This window comes from Fulvivirga imtechensis AK7 (assembly GCF_000331535.1).
GTDB lineage: Bacteria > Bacteroidota > Bacteroidia > Cytophagales > Cyclobacteriaceae > Fulvivirga > Fulvivirga imtechensis.
The window spans coordinates 13,289-36,184 of the sequence record NZ_AMZN01000028.1; the positions used below are offsets into that span (position 1 = coordinate 13,289).

Consider the following 22,896-nt stretch of genomic DNA (forward strand, 5'->3'; position numbering starts at 1 on the left):
CTGCCATTGCAAACTATTGACCTGATAAAGGTCTCTGCATCAAAAAAATGATATAGTCACAATTTATGATCATCGAGTCAAACGAGGAACATGACGGATAAAGAAGTATTACTAGAATCAACAGATTGTTATCTAAAATCCCTTATAGCTGAGGTTGCAGAAATATCAATTACAGATAATGATATATCAACTCCATTTCAGGAACTGGGCATTGACTCGTTTCGGGTCCTGCAAATCATCAGGAAACTGGAAGAAGAATTTGGCACTTTGCCAAAGACCCTGCTTTTTGAAAACTTCAATATCGGAGACTTAAGCCATTATTTTGTTGATAAACATCAGCAAGCTCTGGCTAAGAAATTTGCCACAGGAAAGCTATCCGAAGGGACGGTAGTTGAAGCTTCCCGAAAACCTGAAAAACAGCATGATGCGGCACAGGAAACTGTTGTGAAGAAGCCCCAAAATACCCTTCTGAATATGCCTATTCGGATTTTGGAAAAAGAAGCCGATAAGCACCCTGAATTGCAGAAACTGGTGAAAAGGCTTTTCGATCAACATAAAAATGAGGGTTCTTCGTCACGAGGAACAAGAAATATTGCTCCCAATCTTTTTATCGGTAGCGAAAGACGCGGTTATTTTAATTATAGCCGCTGTAAAAACATTATATTGGTTTATACCTATACTGGCCCTAAAGATTACCTTCCTGTCCTCTCTGAGGAGATATACCAATATTGTAAAGCCAATAATTTCGAATTGAACCTCTTCTCTTCCGAAGAGATAGGATCAATAGGGAGCGCTCCTTTTTCGGCTACTCCGTTTGGTGTATTATCAAGGGTAGCTATTAGTGATTTCACCCTGCAGGGTAGTAAGATGCGCAGGTTGCGCTACCAAGTATCGAAGTTTGAAGGGGCTGGTAAATGCCGGACCGAAGAATATCAAGCCGGGTCGGATAAAAAAACCGACAAGGAGATTGCTGATATCATAGACCAGTGGTGTGCACCGAGGACGATGGTAAACCCTCTTATCTATATTGTAAAAGATGAGATACTGACAGGTACTTTAAGCGCAGAACACCGACTCTTCCTGACCTACATGGACGATGTTCTCCAAAATGTCATTCTTATTTCAAAACTATCATCAGAAGAGAATGGCTATTTAATGGACCTGGAGTTTTACCCTCAGGATATGCCATTGGGTGGCCTGGAGTTTGCAATTGTGAAAATAATCGAAGTTTTGGCAGCGGAAGGGTGTACCATGCTCAGTTTGGGGGGTACTTATGGTTGCAAGCTGGCTCCTTCATCTAATGCAGATCCCGAATTAGACAAAACATTAGACTACTTGCGGGAGCAAAACATCTTCAATGACGAAGGAAATCTGCAGTTCAAAAATAAATTCAGACCGGAACATAATACTGTTTTTCTATGCAGACCTGTTGGAAGCAGCCCCGACAATGTAACCGATATTATCATGATGATCGCTGACCCTGCTAAAATGCAGACGTCTGACGAAGAAAATCATACCTCTTTCATGTCACTGTCAGATCAACCGGAGATTGAGAGACAAAGCCTGTCGGATGCGGCTGGAGAGATAAACTTGGATGATCAATTGGCGCAAGAGGAAAAACAACAGGTCGTGATCGAAGGGAATGAACGATCCGTTATGCTGTCGGACTTCGGCTACAACCCCCTGAATATTCCAAATAGCAACATTGAATTCGATTTAAAAACCGATTCATGGGCTCAATTGGAATTACCAGCCATTCAAAGTCAGTTAAGCTATCTTTACACCCAACTTCAACAACCGGTAAACTTAGAAGAGAGTCTGAAAAGCGTTTTTCCCTTTTCATATTTTGCGCTGACCACCGCAGGCCGTACCGCGGAACACGCATTCTGTAAGTCGTGGTCCAATAAAGGCATTGTACTTCAGAACCTGCTTTTCCCAACCACCATTTTTCATCAGATCGAAAATGATTTTACACCCAGGGAACTGCCCCATCCTGAAGTGTTTAAACTGGACTCAGAGGAATTATACAAAGGAAATTTGAATTGGGAGGCGCTCAGGAAACAGGTAGAGAGCGATCCTAAATCAATTGCTTTTGTTTTGATAGAGGTAGATGACAATGCGGCCGGTGGAGCTCCGGTATCTATGCAGCATCTCAGGCAAGTAAAAGCATTGCTCTCCCAACATGCTATACCGCTCGTTTTTGACGCAACCAGAATAGTTGAAAATGCACAGTTCATTATTGAGCATGAAAAGGAATTTGACGGGAAAAATATATGGGAAGTAGTAAGAGAAATAAGCACTCATGCAGATGCAGTCATTGCAAGTCTGGCCAAAGATTTTTGTGTAAACAAAGGTGGGCTGATAGCTACCAATGATGAAGAACTCTTTAATAAGATCCAGAACCTCATTCAGGAGGAGGGAATAGGACTCGATGTAATCGATAAAAAGGTTATTGCTTTATCGCTCCAGGACCTTAATAAGATCGAGAGCCGGGTACTGCGCAGGATGGAGTCTGTGCGTATGATATCGAGTACTTTAAAGAACAGCAACATTCCGGTAGTGCAGCCTGCCCGGGGGCACTGCATACTAATAGACGTTAAACAAATACCTGAATTTCACCAGTTTGGGTACCCTGTAGCTTCTTTTCTGGCATGGATGTATCAAAGCACTGGTATCCGTGCAGGAGCACACAATGCCGGAATGCAGAAAGATACTTCTATCAATAACCTGGTGCGCCTGGCCATTCCTGTTGGTTTAAAGCATAACGAGGCAGAAGAAATAGCGAAAAGGTTGGTAAATGCCTTTGCGAAGAAGCATAATATTCCCGAACTCATACCGGAGAGTCATCCATCGGGATCATTAGGAGATATTCATGCTAAATTCACATTAAAAAAATATCATCATGTTACCGGAAAGGTTGTTACGAAACCCTCCAGCGCCACAGATAGCACCGGTACGGAAAATCCTTCAGTTTCTAATTCAGACATTTCGAAGCAAGCAGGGCAGCAGGAGAGTGTAACAGGTAGCAACAGTCCCCGCCAATCCGGTGACATCGCCATTGTTGGAATGGCAGGCCGTTATCCCAAGGCAAAAAACATGAATGAGTTCTGGGATAACCTTGTCCAGGGAAAAGATTGCATTGAAACCATACCGGAGGTCCGTTTTAAGCAGCGGCTCCACAACAAATTTTCTGAAAGGTACCGGGGAGGCTTCATTGATGACATTGACAAATTCGATTCACTTTTTTTTAATATCTCACCCAGAGAAGCTGAATATCTTGATCCTCAGGAAAGGCTTTTTCTTGAAGTAGCCTGGGAAGCCATTGAGGATGCAGGCTACTACCCTGAAACACTGGCGGAAGAAAATACACCACGCGATATCGGTGTTTTTGTAGGAGCTGTATGGACATTGTACCAGATGCTTGGGGTAGAGGAAAAATTTAAAGGAAATAATCTGAACCCCAGTTCTCACTTATGGGGTATTGCCAACCGGGTGTCCTATGCGTTTAACCTGTCCGGACCAAGCTTGTCGGTAGACACCGCCTGCTCTTCAAGCCTGACTGCATTATACTTGGCTTGCGAAGCCATTTATAAAGGAGAATGCTCCGGTGCCATTGTAGGAGGGGTGAACCTCGATATTCACCAAAGTAAAATCGACATTAATACTGGCGGGGGGGCACTTTCCGAAGATGGCGTGTGCCGTACTTTTGGAAAAGGCGCCAATGGATATGTGGCCGGTGAGGGCGTAGGTGCGCTGTTTCTCAAACCTCTAGATAAAGCAGTAGAAGACGGTGACAACATCTATGGTGTAATCAAAGGTATCGCCATTAACCATGGTGGAAAAACCAGTGGCTTCATGGTGCCCAGCCCGAAAGCACAGGCAAAGGTGGTAACCACTGCTCTTGAAAATGCGAAGGTGGATGCCCGGAGTATTGGTTATGTCGAGGCGCACGGAACAGGTACCGAGCTGGGCGACCCGATTGAGATTTCCGGCCTTACTACTGCCTTTGAGAAGTATGAAGTTGACAAACAGGGTTGTTCTATTGGCTCTGTAAAAACGAACATTGGGCATCTTGAGGCTGCAGCAGGAATTGTGGGTATCCACAAAGTGCTTCTACAGATGAAATACAGAAAGCTGGTTCCTTCACTGCATTCTTCCGAATTAAATCCTTTCATCGACTTTAAAAACTCTCCTTTCTATGTGGAACAGGTCACAGAAGAATGGAAACCAAAGGTCATAGATGGGGTTCAGCTTCCGCTTCGCGCTGGTGTTAGCTCTTTTGGAGCGGGTGGGGCCAATGCACATGTAATTATTGAGGCGTACAACTCTCCGGCCTTACAGCGAAAAAGTTCGCCCACTGAGCCTAAGAATCAGATCTATCCTCTTTCCGCCCGAAATGACGATCAGCTCAGAGAAACTGCGGTTCGCTTGCGTGACTTCCTGCTAAAAGACCTGGCCGCTGATGCGCCACTCCATACCGGCGATGTAGCACATACCCTCCGGGTTGGAAGAAAATCCTTTGAGCACCGCCTCGTAATTATTGCCAAAACAAAAGAAGAACTGATTGAAAAACTTACCCGGTTTATTGACGGTAAAAAAGACGATACGGTTCTTACTGGCCAGGTAAAAAATAGCGAAGGTATTACCCGGTTGCTCAATCGCAAAGAGAAAGAAGAATTTATAAAACTGCTCTCTCAGAGCGGTGACCTTCGTAAGCTGGCTACACTTTGGACCGATGGTATTCTGCCCGACTGGCAAGGTATTGAGGCATTGGAAACAGGAATGAAGGTTCACTTACCAACCTATCCATTTGCAGATAAACGTCACTGGATTGCCGATACATCGAAAACGCCAAACCTTACGATGCACTCCAATACAGGGATACATCCATTGATAGATTCCAATGAATCTACCTTCGAGCGCCAGATCTTTAAGAAAATTTTTCATGACAAGGATTTTGTCATTTATGATCACCTGGTATCGGAAATACCTACTTTACCGGGGGTTGCCTATCTGGATTTTGCCCGGAAAGCCGGTGAAATTGCTGCTGGCAGGAAAGTACAGAGAATAAAGAACATCCTTTGGCTAAGCCCGCTCACAGTTAATGATTCCAAACCAACTGAGGCTTTTATCGAACTTAAGCCAAATGGTAGTCTGGTGCAGTTTGAGATATTCAGTGAAAACGAAAACGGACAGAAACAGCTCCATTCTCAGGGCAAGCTCTCTTACGCCACCGCTCAGGAACTGGATGCCGAGCCTGAATTCATTGAACTGGAGAGCATCCGGGGCAGGTGTGAGAAGGCCATGGATGGAAAAGATGCATACCCTCACTTTAAAGCTTTGGGGCTGGATTTAGGCCCCAGCTTCCAGGTACTTCAGGAGGTATTTCAAAACGAGCAGGAAATTCTGGGAATACTCCAGATACCTGAAGTTCGTCAGGGTGATTTTAGTGATTTTGTGCTTCACCCTTCGTTGATCGATGGCACTGGTCAAACGGGCATGGCAGCGCAACTTTCGGAAAATGATAAAGGGGGCACAGGAGAAATGTATGTCCCTTATTCATTCGGGGAAGTAGAGATCCTTCATCCATTGCAGGAGAAATGCTACGCCTACGTGAAAAAAGCGAATGACCCGAATGCCAAAGTAACAAAAACAAATATTCTGGTTGTTGATGAAAATGGGAAGGTCCTTGTAAAGATCAAAGATTCCGTAGGAGTACCCCTTGTCAGTGTTCATGAGAAACCCGCTCAAGACGTACACTCAGATGAGTTTTCCAAGCTATACTATGCCCCCGTATGGGAAAAATCACCGTTGCAGGTCGAAGGCGATCAGAATTATGATCCTGTTGTGATTTTTGATACCAATGACAAGTTTTTCAAGCTGTATCAAACCGGTATCAAGGCAGCGGGAGAGGATGTAAATCGCGTTAAATTAGTAAAGCCGGGAGATAAATTCGAGGATCTGGGACAGCAAACATATACTGTTAATCCCCAAGAGCCGGGAGATTTTACAAGACTGTTCGAATCGCTGAATAAATCGGATTTTGCGGTAGAAAAGATCTGTTTTGCGTGGCCATTTGATCAGCGTATACAGGAATACAAGGAAGACACCCTTAAAGCGTCACTGGAAAAAGGTGTTTATGCTTTCTTATATCTGTGCCAGGCGCTTGTCGGACAAAAATATAAAAACGCTGTTGAGCTTCTTTATCTCTATTCCTCAGACATTGAAGGACAGCCCCATCACGCTGCCATTAATGGCTTTGCCAAAACCCTCCATATTGAGCATTCGAAGCTCTCTTGCAAGCTCCTGGAGATCGTGCAGAAAAAGCCTGCTTCGGATAAGGCTCTGGACTACATAATAGCAGAATTTACGCAAAGTGGTCAGCAGGAGATGACCGTTCGCTACCAGGAAAATGAGCGGCATATAAGAAAACTGAAGCAATACCAGTTTGAACAAACGGAAGATCCTGCCTCCGTTCAAAGTTTGGGACTGAAAGAAAAAGGTGTTTATATCATTGCCGGCGGAGCCGGAGGACTGGGACTCATATTTGCTCAGTACCTGGCAAAGGAATATCAGGCAAGACTTGTGCTTACAGGAAGGTCAGCCCTTTCCGATGAACGAAATGCTGAGCTCGAAAAACTCCGAGAAGCAGGAGCCGAAGTACTTTATTTACAGGCTGATATCTCTAGGTTCGATGAGGCTGAACGTTTGGTAAACGAGACCAAATCTGCTTTTGGCCCTGTCAATGGTATCATCCACAGCGCAGGCGTCTTGAGAGATTCCTACATACGCAATAAAACACGGGAAGAAATGGAAGCCGTGTTTGCTCCGAAGCTGTTGGGAACCGTCAACCTTGATACGGCCACCCAAAAAGAAGAACTGGATTTCTTCGTCCTGTTTTCCTCAATGGCAGCCGTTGGTGGAAACATGGGCCAAAGCGACTACTCGTTTGCCAACTCATTTATGGATGCTTTTGCTGCCCGCCGCGAACACTTTAAAACAAAGGGAAAAAGATCGGGTAAAACGCTGAGCATCAACTGGTCAATATGGGCTGACGGGGGCATGAAGCTCGATGAGCAAACAGAGATCTTCTTTAAAAAGAACCTGGGCATCATCCCTTTGCAGGTAGATACAGGGCTGGAAGCCTTTACAAAAGGGCTCGGCATTACAGAACCTCAACTGGCAGTAGTAGAAGGCGATCAGGAAAAAATAGAGCTGGCCTGGGGCTTGAGAGAAGAAGAACCGAAAGTAGCAGCACAACCAGAAGACTCCGGGCAAAGTTCTCCCTCAGAGTCGGTGGCACCAGCGGCAGACAAAGAGCTGGCCGAGATGGTTCAAGGTGAATTATCCCGGATCGTCATGGACTTTTTGAAGCTCGATGCCGAGGATGTTGCTGTGGATAAGATATTGATGGACCTGGGATTTGATTCCATAGGCCTGGCCACATTTGCTAATTCGGTAAATGACACATATGGGCTTGATGATGTTACCCCGGTGCTGTTTTTCGAATATCCGAGCATTGAGGAAGTGACGAAGTTTTTATGTGCTGAGCATAAAAATGAAGTACTTCGCTATCATCAGGGTAGTCAGGCTGCAGCATCTGATAATAGTGCTTCGGGGCAACAACACAAAACAGAGGATGCCCAGGAAGTTTCCTTTGCATTGAAGAAAGGGTGGGACCCGGTTGCATTGGACAACAGTCATCACCAGCCTGTCAATGGAAGCTTTTCAGCAGAAAGCCGTTTCAGAGACATGCCCATTGCCATTGTGGGTATGAGTGGCGTTATGCCACAGTCAGATGATCTGGATGAATTCTGGGAAAAGCTGAGGGATGCGGAAAACAATATGGTCACCCTTATTCCGAAGGATCGCTGGAGTTGGGAAGAGTACTATGGTGATCCGCTGGATGGCGGAAACAAGACCAGAGCCAAGTGGGGTGGTTTTATGAGAGAGGTGGATAAGTTCGATCCGCTGTTCTGGGGTATCTCTCCTGTGGAAGCTGCAGCTATGGATCCGCAGCAAAGGATCTTTTTGGAAACAGTCTGGCATGCCATTGAGGATTCAGGCCACAAGGTTTCCGAACTGTCAGGTACAAGAACAGGAGTCTTTGTTGGGGCTGCCACCAGAGATTATATAGATATTATGAGCCAAACGGATGCTGAGCTTTCAGGGTATTCAGGATCGGGCACATCGCATGCTGTTTTGGCCAACAGGGTTTCCTACCTGCTCAATTTACACGGGCCTAGCGCACCGCTTGATACGGCATGCTCCAGTTCCCTGGTAGCATTGCATCGGGCCATTGAATCTATTCATACCGGAAGCTGCGAAATGGCTATTGTTGGTGGCGTCCAGGTGATGTTGACACCGGCAGCATTCATTTCGTTTGGCGCGGCAGGCATGCTGGCTGATGATGGTAAGTGCAAAACTTTTGACGACAGGGCAGATGGCTATGTGAGAGGAGAAGGATCAGGTGCAATTGTCATTAAACCTTTGGCTAAAGCCGAAGCGGATGGCGACCATATTTACGCGGTCATCAAAGCTACTGCTGAGAATCACGGTGGTAAGGTTACTGTGCTAACGGCACCTAACCCCAACGCGCAGGCTGATCTGCTGATGGAGGCATATGAAAAAGCTGAAGTGGATCCAACCACGGTCGGCTTTATTGAATGCCATGGCACAGGTACGAAGCTGGGTGATCCCATTGAAATTCAGGCAATGAAAAAAGCATTTGCCGAATTATACAAGAAACACAACAAAGATGCTCCTGCTAAGCCTCACATAGGGTTGACATCTGTAAAAAGTAATATTGGCCACCTGGAAACAGGAGCCGGCATTGCAGGCATACTAAAAGTTTTATTGTCCATCAGGCATAAGAAAATACCGGCATTGCTCCATTTTGAAAAACTCAATTCTTTCATAAAAATTGAGGGCACTCCATTCTATATGGTTGACAAGCTGAGGGATTGGGAGCCGATCAGGGATGAAAATGGATCGCCATTTCCGAGAAGGGCTGGTGTAAGTTCATTTGGTTTTGGAGGCGCCAACGTCCATGTAGTGCTGGAAGAATATATCCCGCCTCAGCATCAGGCTTTGGTGCAGTTTGATAGTCCGTACATTATTGTGCTCTCCGCTAAAAAAGGCGATAGACTGAAAGAATATGTGCAAAGAATGCTCAGGTACCTGGAAAACAATGAGGTAGAGCTGGCTGATTTTGCCTATACACTGCAGGTGGGCCGGGATACAATGGCAGAAAGGCTCGCGATAGTGGTTTCCAATAAAGAGGAACTGAAACAAAAATTCAATGATTTTCTGGAGGACAATGAAAACATAGAAAATCTATTCCATTATAACATTCAAACCAAAAAAGGTGCTACCCAACCTGCGGTTGACGGCAATGAGGACCTGTCGGCACTGATCAGGGAAAAGCAGTTTGAAAAGCTGGCCGGACTATGGGTCTCCGGTATGGAGATCGACTGGAGCCTGCTTTACAAACAGGGGGTTCCGAAACGGCTAAGTCTGCCCGGTTATCCATTTGCCAGGGAACGCTACTGGTTCTCCGTCAAAGAAAAAGAGAATACTCCGGCAGTTTCAGGACATACAAATTATCTCCATCCGTTGGTTCAGACCAACGTGTCTACATTCAGGGAACAGAAGTTCGCATCGCTGTTTACGGGAGAGGAGTTCTTCTTCGCAGACCACATGGTGGGTACACAAAAGATCTTACCGGGTGTTGCTTATATGGAGATGGCCAGAGTGGCTGGAGAACTGTCCGGAGGAGCAAGAGTCCGATTTATTCGCAATCTGGTTTGGGTAAAGCCATTGATTGTTGACGATAACGCAAAACAGGCGGAGGTTTCGCTAATGCCCAACCGGGATGAATTTGATTTTACTGTAAAGACCCTCGGTAGTGAAGGACATATTACCCACTGCTATGGGAAACTGGCTTATAATGGTACAATTACAGAGCCCCCTGTCCTGGACGTAGCCGCGATCCGTTCGCGTTGTACAAAGGAGATATTCACGGGAGATGCACTATATGAGTTTTTGCGCCAAACAGGGTTGAATCTTGGAGCGGGATTCCAGATCGTGCAAAATATGTATGCCAATGAAAATGAATCTCTGGCCGTAGTGCAACTACCTGCGCACTTACGAGAGACGGCAGACCAGTTTTGGTTACACCCTGCTTTGATGGATGGCTCAATTCACTCTGGAGCCGGATTATTGCAGATGAGCCCCGTTGAGGTGCCTTTTTCTCTTCCTTTTTCTGTTGGAGAAGTACAGGTCATTGATACATTAAAAGATCTCCAATACGGATATGCTACCTGGGCTGAGGATAATGACCTCAATAACCCTACTAATCTTAAAACGAACTTTTGCCTACTGGATAAGAACGGTAAAGTTCTGGTGCGGATAAAAGATTTTATCTCGAAACCATTGTTCAAGGATGCAGCCAAACAAAATGGCACCCCTAAACCACAGCTTGCGCCGGCATCGGCCGGCAATGTGGGGCTACATGCTCTGGAGCCGGTCTGGAAGGAGTTGCCTCAAACCAGACACAATGGCGTAATAGTGGCTGAATCGGCAAGAATACTACTGTTAGGCGGCAATCAGGAGCAGTTGGATTGGTTGAAAAAGTCGTTTGATCATGCTAACTTGATAGAAATACCAGCAGGTTCAGGCACAGATGCTATTGAAGCTGCGTTACGCGATCAAGCATTTGATCAACTGGTATGGATGGCGCCCGATGTTGCCGAAAAGGCCAGCGTAGACAGCCATGAAATAATAGCCGGACAGGAAAAGGGTGTAATAACTGTTTTCCGCACTGTCAAAGTGCTGCAGAAGCTGGGCTATGCAGACAAAGCCTTGCAATGGACGTTGATCACCGGCAACACACAACATGTAAAAGAAGATGACCGGGTTCTGGCTGCTCATGCCGGAGTCTTCGGAATGGCCGGTAGTCTGGCGAAGGAATTCCCCGGGTGGAACCTGAGGCTGCTGGATGTAGATTCGCTGGGATCAGTGACAGCCACAGAATGCCTGTCTCAAGACTGGGATAGGCAGGGAGATGGCCTGGCTCACCGCCAGGGCAAGTGGTTCAGTCCGGGGCTCACGCGTATGGATGCCCTACAGCCATCATCCCCGATCTACAAACAAAAAGGCGTTTATGTGGTGATTGGCGGTGCCGGAGGCCTTGGTGAAGTGTGGAGCCGGTTCATGATAGAGCAATATCAGGCGAGAATAGTATGGATAGGCCGCAGAAAGGCTGATGATACGATCACAGAAAAAATTAAGCTGTTGAGCGGAATGGGCGAGGCGCCAGTATATATTTCAGCGGACGCCACAAAAGCCGCTGAGCTGGAGCGAGCCCGTAAAGAAATACTGAAGAGATATCCGGTCATTAACGGTGTAGTACATTCTGCGCTCGTTCTGAAAGATCAGAGCCTTCTAAACATGGATGAAGCTGCATTCAAAGCCGGATTATCAGCCAAGGTGGATATCAGTGTGAGTATGGATGCCGCATTTGGAGCGCTGGACCTGGATTTTATACTTTTCTTCTCCTCCATAGTCTCGTTTTTCAAAACTCCGGGCCAGTCGAATTATGCAGCGGGTTGTGCTTTCAAAGACAGCTTTGCGCACAGCCTTGGGCAGCAGCGTAAATACCCGGTAAAGGTCATGAACTGGGGCTATTGGGGCAGTGTAGGCGTAGCGACTGATGAGCTTACCAGGCAACGGATAGCGCAGATGGGCATTGGCTCCATAGAACCGGAAGAAGGCATGTCAGCGCTTCAGAATTTTGTTGACTCCGGTATTCGTCAGCAGGTGCTGATAAAGGTGCTCAACAATCAGATACTGCAGGCTATCACCCTACCGGAGGAAGGTGCTCAACCCATAGAGACTGCGCCTGTGGCCGTACCGAATGCACAGAAAATGATGACCAAATACGATGAGCCTGTAAGATCAGGGTCAAATGGTCACATTGCAACCAACGGAAAACAAACTGACAGCATATTGCAAAGATCCCACGATGTTTCTGAGCAGATGATCAGCGATTATGTGCAACAAACGATTACCGAGACGCTGGCTGATGGATTAAAAATAGAGGCCGGAGCCATAAATGCCGATACATCGTATGCTGACTATGGTGTGGATTCCATTGTAGGTGTCAATCTTATTCGCACGATAAATAAAGCGTTCGGCATAGAACTTGAAACCATCAGCCTCTTTGAACATGGATCAGTAAATAAACTCACTCAATTTGTTGTTTCCCACTGGTCAGAAAGGATCGCTGCGCAGCTACAGCCGACCAGCAATGTTGCTTATACTCCTGAGGTAGCCACAAATCAATCAACAGTTGATTATCGCACCGACTACCATAGTTCCGCTGAGGTGAGCGAGCAATTGGTCAGTGACTATGTGCAACAGATCATTACTGAAACATTGGCCGATGGCCTGAAAATTGATGCCGGAGCCATAAATACAGATACATCATATGCCGATTATGGCGTGGATTCCATTGTAGGCGTCAACCTTATCCGTACGATTAACAAAGCTTTTGGCATAGAGTTGGAAACGATAAGCCTCTTTGAGCATGGTTCTGTAGATAAGCTCACGCAATACATCGCTTCCAACTGGTTAGAAAAAGTGGCAGCGCTACTCCAACAAACCAACGGCACATCACAAGCGTCCGATACGGTGTATTCCGATCAAAAAGTAAATATTCCTGTTGCTTCAGAGCATCGTTTTGCCAATCTATCGACTGCTTTGCATGATGGTAACACAGGCAATATCCCGGGTTCTCATCACTATTCGGAAGGAAGCAGCAAGCCGTTCAAAATTGACCAGGACCAGATCGCTATAATCGGGATGAGCGGACGGATCAGTGAGTCGGAATCGGTGGAAGAGTTTTGGCAATATCTGAAGGCAGGCAAGGATATGGTCAGGGAGGTAACCCGCTGGAAGCCTTCAGAGTGTGTAATGCCAGGTACCCAGAAAGAGGGTTACTGTACCCGAGGAGGATTCCTGAAATCAGCCGAGCTTTTTGATCCGGGCTTTTTTAAGATATCACCGTTGGAAGCTCAATATATGGATCCTCAGCAGCGCCTGTTCATGGAGGAATCTTTTAAAGCGCTTGAGGATGCCGGTTACGCTGGTAAGAGTATTGATGGTAAGCAATGCGGTGTGTACGTTGGATGCGGTGAGACGGGCTATAGTGGTCTGTTTCAAGACAATCCTCCGGCACAGGCATTCTGGGGAAATGCCATGTCGATCATTCCGGCACGGATTGCCTACTACCTCAATCTTCAAGGGCCTGCCGTGGCAATAGATACCGCATGCTCCAGTTCCCTGGTAGCTATCCATATGGCTTGCCAGAGCTTGTGGTCGCAGGAAACGGATATGGCGCTGGCCGGAGGGGTTTTTGTGATGCCGGCACCCGGTTATTATCAAAACTCAAATCGGGCCGGAATGCTTTCCCCTGAAGGAAAAACCTATGCGTTCGATTCCAGAGCCAATGGTTTTGTGCCAGGCGAAGGAGTTGGTGTGGTGGTTTTAAAACGACTGCAAAAAGCGCTGGAAGACGGGGATAACATACACGGGGTAATTATTGGTAGCGGCATCAATCAGGATGGCAGCACCAACGGCATTACGGCACCAAGCGCATTATCGCAGGAAAGACTCGAACTGTCGATCTATGAACGGTTCAATATTAACCCTGAAAGCATTCAACTTGTTGAAGCTCATGGCACGGGCACTCCTTTGGGAGACCCTATCGAATACAGGGCGCTTTCCAATGCCTTCCGTAAATATTCGGACAAGAATCAATTCTGTGCGATTGGTTCAGTGAAGACAAACATAGGCCATGCTGCCACCGCGGCAGGAGTGGCAGGCGTTTTCAAGCAGTTGCTCTCCTTCAGGAATAAGCAATTGCCTCCTTCTATTAACTTTAAGGAGGGTAATCCTGCCATTAATTTTGAATCCAGCCCGTTTTATGTCAATACAGAACTCAGGGATTGGAATACCGAAGATGGCAGGAAGCGAAGATCAGCTATAAGCTCCTTTGGTTTTAGTGGTACCAATGCCCATATGGTACTCGAAGAAGCACCATCGCTACAACCGGTAGTTATTGAATCTCCTGCATACCTGGTGGTGCTTTCAGCGCAAACTCAGGAACAATTGAAGCAACAGGCGGAAAACCTGCTTTCGTATTGTAAAAATACACCTGATGTCTCATTGAATAACCTGAGCTACACATTGTTCGTGGGCCGGGTACACCTCAGGGACCGGCTGGCGTGCGTTGTGAGAAATTACCAGGAATTGGTGCAGTACCTGGAGAAATGGCTCGAAACCGGTACAGTATCGCAAGTGTACACCTCTGAGATCAATGAGGGTAAAGTGCGGGAGCAGGTGTCACTGAAAAATTTCGCAAATCAATGCATACATGAATGCAGAAATGGAATAAGCCCTGTCAGGTATGTGGAGCACTTGTCAACGATAGCCGACCTGTACATAAAAGGATATTCGCTGGATTTTGAATCCCTGTTTGTCAAAGGCTCCAAAAGAATTTCATTGCCAACATATCCGTTTGCAAGAGAACGGTACTGGGTAGAGCCGTTGTCTTCTGCTCAGTTAAAGCCTGGTAGGGGAGCATCCACTTACATCCATCCTCTGCTACATGCCAATACTTCGGATCTGGCCCAGCAAAGCTACACATCATGGTTTAGCGGAGAGGAATTCTTCCTTTCAGATCATGTTGTCAATGGCCAAAAGGTCCTGCCGGGTGTGGCGTATATAGAGATGGCCAGGGCTGCGGTGATGAATGCAACTCCGGGACTGGTAGAATCCAATAGTTTAGAACTAAATAATGTCATCTGGCTGCAGCCTGTCACAGTCACAGAAGAAAAAGAGGTGGTCATAGAGCTGGCTCCGAATGATGATGGCAAAATAAATTTTGAGATCTACAGTCAGCATAATGAGCGTGAGGTGATCCATTGCCGTGGCAATGCGGAATATAGTGATGAAATACTGCCGGCTAGGATTGATATCGACCAGTTGTATAGCGAGATGCAGAATAGCAGTGTTGATATGGATAGCGTTTATGCAGATTTTGTTCGCGTGGGCATCAATCACGGCCCCTCTTACAGGGGGGTAACATCGCTGTACAGAGGTGAAAAACAGTTGCTTGCACAGCTAGCGCTGCCCTCAATAGTTGAAAATACACAGGATGACTATGTGCTTCATCCTGCTGTGATGGATAGTGCGCTACAGGCCTCTATGGGCCTCATCATGGATGAAAATTCCAGGGAACCAAAGATCCCGTTTGCACTGGAGTATGTACGGATTATATCCCCCTGCACGAAGGAAATGTTCGCCTGGATCAGGTACGCACAGGGAAGTAACCCCGGAGATACTGTGGCTAAAATTGATATTGACTTGTGTGATCTTCACGGCAACATCTGCGTACAGATGTACGGGTTTTCAGCAAGGGTACTCAAAGGAGGCCCCGGTTTAGCTGCAGAAAGTGAAGAACTCGTAGGCGAAACATCCGGTGCAGCAGATCTACATTCTTTGGAGCCGGTCTGGAATGAGTTGCCTCAAGCCAGACGCAATGGCGTAATAGTGGCTGAATCGGCGAGAATACTTCTGTTAGGAGGCAATCAGGAGCAGTTGGATTGGTTGAAAAAGTCGTATGATCATGCTGAGCTGTTAGAAATACCAGCAGGTTCAGACACAGATGCTATCGAAGCTGCGTTGCGTGATCAAACATTTGATCAACTGGTATGGATGGCGCCCGATGTTGCTGAAAAGGCCCGCGTAGACAGCGATGAAATAATAGCCGGACAGGAAAAGGGGGTATTGACCGTTTTCCGCACCGTCAAAGCGCTGCAGAAGCTGGGCTATGCAGACAAAGCCTTGCAATGGACGTTGATCACCGGCAACACACAACATGTAAAAGAAGGTGACCGGGTTCTGGCTGCTCATGCCGGAGTCTTCGGAATGGCCGGTAGCCTGGCGAAGGAATTCCCCGGGTGGAACCTGAGGCTGCTGGATGTGGATTCACTGGGATCAGTGACAGCCAAGGAATGCCTGTCTCTGGACTGGGATAAGCAGGGAGACGGCCTGGCACACCGCCAGGGAAAATGGTTTGCTCCCGGATTATCACGTATGGATGTCCTACAGCCATCATCCCCGATCTACAAACAAAAAGGCGTTTATGTGGTGATTGGCGGTGCCGGAGGCCTTGGTGAAGTGTGGAGCCGGTTCATGATAGAGCAATATCAGGCGAGAATAGTGTGGATAGGCCGCAGAAAAGCCGATGATACCATCAAAGAAAAAATTGAGCAGTTGAGCGGGGTGAGTGAGGCGCCAGTATATATTTCAGCGGACGCCACAAAAGCCGCTGATCTGGGGAGAGCCCGTAAGGAAATATTGAAGAAGTATCCGGTCATTAACGGGGTGGTACATTCTGCGCTCGTTCTGAAAGACCAGAGCCTTCTAAACATGGAGGAATCCGCGTTCAAAGCTGGATTATCAGCCAAGGTGGACATCAGTGTGAGTATGGATGCCGTATTTGGAGAATTGGACCTGGATTTTATGCTTTTCTTCTCCTCCATAGTCTCGTTTTTCAAAACTCCGGGCCAGTCGAATTACGCAGCGGGTTGTGCTTTCAAAGACAGCTTTGCGCACAGCCTTGGGCAGCAGCGTAAATACCCTGTAAAGATCATGAACTGGGGCTACTGGGGCAGTGTAGGTGTAGCGACTGATGAGCTTACCAGGCAACGCGTAGCGCAGATGGGCATTGGCTCCATAGAACCGGAAGAAGGCATGTCAGCGCTTCAGGCCTTTGTTGATTCTGATATTCATCAGGTGGTGCTGATAAAGCTGCTCAACGAGCAGGTACTGAAGGCGATCACGCTGCCTGAGAGGGACACCCATTCTAGCGTTAATAATGCTGCTACGCTTCAGGAAGAAAAGGCTATTTCATCGCAGGACTCTAATTCCAATATTGTACCTGCACAGGAGCAAAGACGATCAGAGACAGCTTCAGAAGGCGCCGGGACTTCTCTTCACGACAAGGGTATTATCTTCTTCCAAAACATAATTGCCGAAATGTTGAGAATGAAGCCTCAGCAGGTAGACCCTCAGAAACTACTTTCTGACTATGGTCTGGATTCAATTATGGTAGGGCAGTTGACGGAACGCTTACGGAAGGTATTTCCCAACGTTTCCGGCACGCTGTTTTTCGAGGTACAGAACGTACATGAGTTGGTCGACTATTTTATGACGAACGAAAAAGAAAATCTTGTGGCGGTAACTTCAGGTCTGCCCTCCAACAATGGGGCAGCTACTAACGGGTCTGTTAGTAAAATCACTGAAGAACCAGCCTACTATGAAATGAAAAGCGCCTCACCGGCATTGGAAAAAATGACATCAAAATATCCTCAGAAAACTGCCGGATCAGGAAATGAAACGCCTTTGGACCACGGATCCTTGAAAGAGAGAAGCATTTCTTATTTCCGGAATCTGATTGCGGAAATGTTAAGGATGAAACCTCAGCAAGTGGAACCTCAGAAACCGCTTTCGGAGTATGGCCTGGATTCGATTATGGTGGGGCAGTTGACCGACCGGTTACGAAAAGCGTTTCCCGATATTTCAGGCACCCTGTTTTTTGAGGTGCAGAGTGTAGATGAGTTGGCGGACTATTTTATTGAAAACAGGAAAGACGATTTAGTCGCTGTCACCGGATTTGCAACCCCTGCCGCTCCACAGCAGCCTGACAACGCTTCCGAACGAAAAAGTGATGTTGCCATAATGCAACAAAGGCCGATGCTGAATTTTAGGGCAATGAACAGAGGGCGTCACCAATTTACCCCTCAGCAGACACCGTCTTCTGTTGCTGGTCCGTCCGTTTTTGATGTAGCGATAGTTGGCCTAAGCGGCAGATATCCTAAATCCGAAAGCCTGGCGGAATTGTGGAAGAATTTAAGTAACGGTGTCAATTGCATTGAAGAAATCCCGGACGACCGCTGGAACTGGGCGGAATACTACGATCCGGAAAAAGGCAAGCCCGGTAAAATGTATACGAAATGGGGCGGCTTTATCAGGGATATCGATAAATTCGATCCCGCATTCTTCAAAATATCTCCTCAGGAAGCTGAGACAATAGACCCTCAGGAGCGGGTGTTTGTGGAGGCTTGCTACCATGCCATTGAGGATGCCGGATACAAACCCGAAAACCTGGATAAAGACCACAAGGTGGGCGTGTTTGCGGGTGTACTCAATTCAAGATATACTGTACAACCCAATTTCTTTTCCTTTGCGAACCGGGTCTCATACCTTTTTAATTTCCAGGGACCATCTATGGCGGTCGATACAGCTTGTTCTTCATCGCTCACGGCTATCCACCTGGCACTGGAGAGTTTGTATGGAGGCCTGAGTACGGTCGCAATTGCCGGTGGGGTCAATCTGATCATCGACCCGGACCATTTTCTGCGGTTTGCAGACATGGGCATGCTTTCCAGTGATGGTGAAAACAAATCATTCGGAGACGGAGGAGACGGATTTGTTGATGCGGAAGGGGTAGGTGCAGTGGTGCTAAAACCTTTGACAAAGGCTGAGCAAGACGGAGATCACATTTATGGCATTATCAAAGGAAGTGCCTTGAATGCAGGGGGAAAAACCAACGGCTATAACACTCCGAATCCTAGGGCTCAGGCTAATGTCGTGTCGGTGGCTTTGGAAAGAAGCAACATTAAAGCCGAGCAATTAAGCTACATTGAGACACATGGCACGGGAACGGCCTTTGGCGACTCTATTGAAATTGCTGGTTTAAGCCGCGCATTTAAAGAAACAAACGGGAAGCAATTCTGCGCCATCGGATCGGTAAAATCGAATATCGGCCACTCAGAATCTGCGGCGGGTATTGCTGCACTGTCCAAAGTACTGTTGCAAATGAAGTACAAGCAACTTGTTCCTTCAATCAACGCTGATGTTGTCAATCCGGAAATTGACTTTAGCAAAACCCCGTTTAAGCTTCAGAGAAGCCTTGAAAAGTGGCATCCCACACGAAATATAAACGGTGTATCTCAGGAAATACCTCGTATAGCAGGTGTATCTGCATTCGGGGCGGGTGGTGCGAATGCGCATCTTATAATTCAGGAGTATAAGCCGTCACATGCCGGTGAGTCCACCCAACAAAATACCAGGGTCATAATACCGCTGTCTGCCAAATCAGTAGAGCAGCTAAAGCGAAAGGCACAGGATCTGCTCAGCTTTATTCGCGAGGCAGAGGCCAACGATCTACAGGGAATTAGCATGACTTCTATGGCATATACATTGCAAACAGGCAGGGAGGCCCTGGAGGAGCGTCTCGGGTTTGTGGTGGATTCTATTGATCAGTTGGCAGAAAAACTCGAAGCATATATCAACGATACACCGGACATAGAAGGGCTGTACCAGGGAAATATCAATCAAGGCACCGAAGGGTTAAGCTTCATTAGCCAGGACGATGACCTCAAAGAGACAATAATAGGCAAGTGGGTGGCTGAAAATAAATTGTCGAAACTTCTTGAATTGTGGATCAAAGGACTTGATCTCGACTGGAGCATGCTTTATGATCAGGTGAAACCGAAGCGCATGAGCCTGCCGGGGTATCCTTTTGCCAGAGAAAGATACTGGTTGGAAATAAATGGAAAAACCGGAATTGCAAAAGCAACGACATCGGCCACAATTCACCCGCTGTTGCACAGCAACACCTCTGATCTGAGTCAGCTATGTTACAGCTCAACGTTTACGGGCAAGGAATTCTTTTTTGACCACAAGGTCAACGGAAGGAATGTATTGCCAGCAGCAGTATATCTGGAAATGGCCAGAGCTGCAGTAGAAAAATCACTGCCGGCTGTTCAGGGCGAGAATGTTGTGGAATTACATCAGGTTGTCTGGGCACAGCCGGTTGTTGCGGCTCAACACAGACAGGTGTCCATCGCTCTGTTGGTTAATGACTATGGCCGTATCGACTTTGAGGTCTTCACCGGGGAAGGTGGACAGAAAGTTATCAACTGCCAGGGGCAGGCGGCCATCAGCCACCAATCTACAGTTGCTAAAGTTGATATTTCAGGGCTTCAGAAGCAAATGCAAAAGAACGATCTGGTATCCGGCAGGATCTATAATGATTTAAGCAAACGGGGCATTAACTATGGTCCTGCTTATCAGGGAATAGCTACCGTGTATCAAGGCGAAGGGCAACTTCTTGTCGGGATGAGTTTTCCGGACAATTCGGACCATAATCCAAAAGACTATCGGTTGCATCCGGCACTAACGGATAGTGCACTACAAGCCGTCATTGCATTATACACAGGTGAGAAAAATGTAAAAATACAGCCATCTTTACCCAATTCGCTGGAGTCACTGGCTGTTCTTTCTCCTCTTACTAACGAGATGTTCGCATGGCTGCGCTACTCTGATAGCCACACTGATGACAAGCCTAAGATCGATATTGATCTCGTTGATAATGAGGGGAATGTACGTGCACAGATACGTGGTGTATCGTACAATGTGGATAATGATATTGCGCTGGGGGAGCAAGCCGAATGGGTGTTTTCCACAAACGGTGTGGACGGCAAGCATACTGATTCCGGTAATCCTGAAAAGAAGATTGAATTATTTTTAAAGCAGGAAATAGCGCTGCAGTTACAGCTTCCGGTTCAAAAAGTTGCAAGTGATGATAGCTTCTTTGAGTTGGGGCTTGACTCTATCAGCATCACCAGGATCATCGATAGAGCAAATCAGCTTGTGGATGGAAACCTGGTACCTAGTATCGTTTTTGAGTACATTAACATACACCAGTTGGCCGGTTTCATCGCCAATTCTTTTCAAGAAAAAGTGGAACACATAGTAGTCACCAGGCAAAAACAACAGGCAGAAAATGGTCAACTGCCGAAGTTGGCACCTTTGCCAAGAAAGAAGCTGTTTGATGGTCCGTCAAATGGAAACGGAGCAGTAAGTAAGTCAGCCGGAACAAATGGTAATGGACAATCGCAGACATCAGTCGAAGCGAGGTCCGTTTGGAACAGCATTGCGAATCAGAAAACCCCGGCAATGTCAGACAATATACTGGTTCCGATGCAAACCCGGGGTGACAAGCCACCGATCTTTGCTATACCAGGGGCAGGAGGAAATGTGCTGTGTTTTCAGCCGTTGAGTCAATCCTTGGGTAAAGAACAGCCATTTTATGGCCTGCAGGCAGTTGGACTGGACGGACAATCCCAGCCACTTGACACTGTTAAAAAAATTGCGAAAGCTAATGTTACTGCCCTGAAGAAGGTGCAGTCATCGGGACCTTATGTGCTTTTAGGGTACTCCAATGGTGGTGTCATTGCATTTGAGATGGCTAAAATGCTGCATAGGCAGAAAGAAAAAGTAGCGTCACTGATATTGCTTGATAGCGTTTGCCCGACAATTCAAAATGAAGACGAAGCTGATCAGATAGCTTTCTTGTACAAAAACCTGGCACATGCCACAGGGGTTGATGTATCAGGCATTGATATTGAAAAGCTGCGGCAGATTGCAGGGGACGATCGTGTTGAGTACTTGTACAACCATACGAAAAAATTTGGCTTTGAAATGACAAAAGACCAGTTCGCCTTGATGTATTCGGTAGCCATGACAAATGCAAATGCATGCAGGGTGTATAAACCAACCAAGCTACCGGGAAAGGTTAAAGTGACATTGTTCAGAGCTACAGACGCCTATGATGATAAGCCAAAAGATTACGGCTGGAATCAATGGTTGAACGACCCTCTCAAAATTTATGATGTTAAGTCAGGCCATTTTTCAATAGTGGACAATGGACCAATACAGGAAGTGGCTAAAAAGATAGTAAATGAAAGCGATTCTTTCGACAGGATACGGGTCTCCTGATGTTCTTCAGCTCAGAGAGGTAGAGAAGCCTGTTCCGAAACATAACGAAATACTTATCAAGGTACATGCCACAACCGTATCTCAGGCAGACAGGCGTTTTCGAATTCCTGACCCGCTTGCAATAAGGCTATTCAATGGTCTCTTGCGTCCGAAACGGATACCAATATTGGGACTGGAGTTGGCAGGCGAAGTAGAAGCGACAGGCGAGGAGGTCAAAAATTTCAGGAGGGGTGATCAGGTGTTTGCTTTTACCGGCTTTTATTTTGGCGCTTATGCGGAATATAAATGTATGGCTGAAGATGGAGCCGCAAAGACAGACGGCCTGGTGACAAAGAAGCCCGAGAACCTGTCGTTCAGGGAAGCTGCGGCTGTTCCCAGCGGAGGACTTACCGCATTAGGTATCATCAGAAAAGCGGATATCAAAAAGGATCAGAAAGTACTTATTTATGGCGCTTCCGGGAGTATTGGCACCTACGCAGTGCAGCTTGCCAAAGTTTTCGGAGGAAGGGTTACCGGAGTATGTAGTACATCTAACTTGGAAATGGTAAGCTCGTTGGGAGCGGATGCTGTGATAGATTATACAAAAGAAGATTTTACGAAGAGTGGCGAAAAATATGATGTTATTATAGATGCAGTCCATAAAAAATCACGGGCATTCTGTAAGAGAGCATTGAAAAATGGCGGAGTTTTTCTTTCTGCTCACTCTTCCACTGTCCCTGGTCTTGAGGATCTGATCTTTCTCAGAGAGCTTCTGGAAGCAGACAAAATTCGACCGGTTATAGACCGGTGTTATCCGATAGAACAAGTGGCTGACGCTCATCGCTACGTTGATCAGGGACGCAAAAAAGGAAACGTAGTTTTAACGCTGGACTGAAGAGTCTTGAGTATGTAGTCGCAGCAGGGAGTAAAGATCTGACGAATAGAGTAATACACTCCAATCTCAATACTCAAACTCATATCTCAATACCAAAATACCTACAT

Annotated in this window: 2 protein-coding genes; both read left to right on the plus strand. The window is 46.7% G+C overall.

The window, feature by feature from the left end:
* The first annotated feature begins 90 nt into the window (after window positions 1-90).
* Entirely contained in the window at window positions 91-21,915 is a 21,825-nt protein-coding gene (locus C900_RS29805; protein WP_009579363.1) for an SDR family NAD(P)-dependent oxidoreductase, read from the plus strand.
* Window positions 21,878-22,789 carry an NAD(P)-dependent alcohol dehydrogenase gene (locus C900_RS08605; RefSeq protein ID WP_040496206.1) on the plus strand — a complete coding sequence of 304 codons (912 nt, stop codon included), beginning with the start codon at window positions 21,878-21,880 and terminating at the stop codon, window positions 22,787-22,789. The genes C900_RS29805 and C900_RS08605 overlap by 38 nt, the downstream gene beginning before the upstream one ends.
* Window positions 22,790-22,896 lie beyond the last annotated feature (107 nt).

Bases quoted from the DNA above. Each gene is read 5' to 3' on its own strand.
- C900_RS29805 (WP_009579363.1), top strand. From the start codon at position 91: ATGACGGATAAAGAAGTATTACTAGAATCAACAGATTGTTATCTAAAA.
- C900_RS08605 (WP_040496206.1), top strand. From the start codon at position 21,878: ATGAAAGCGATTCTTTCGACAGGATACGGGTCTCCTGATGTTCTTCAG.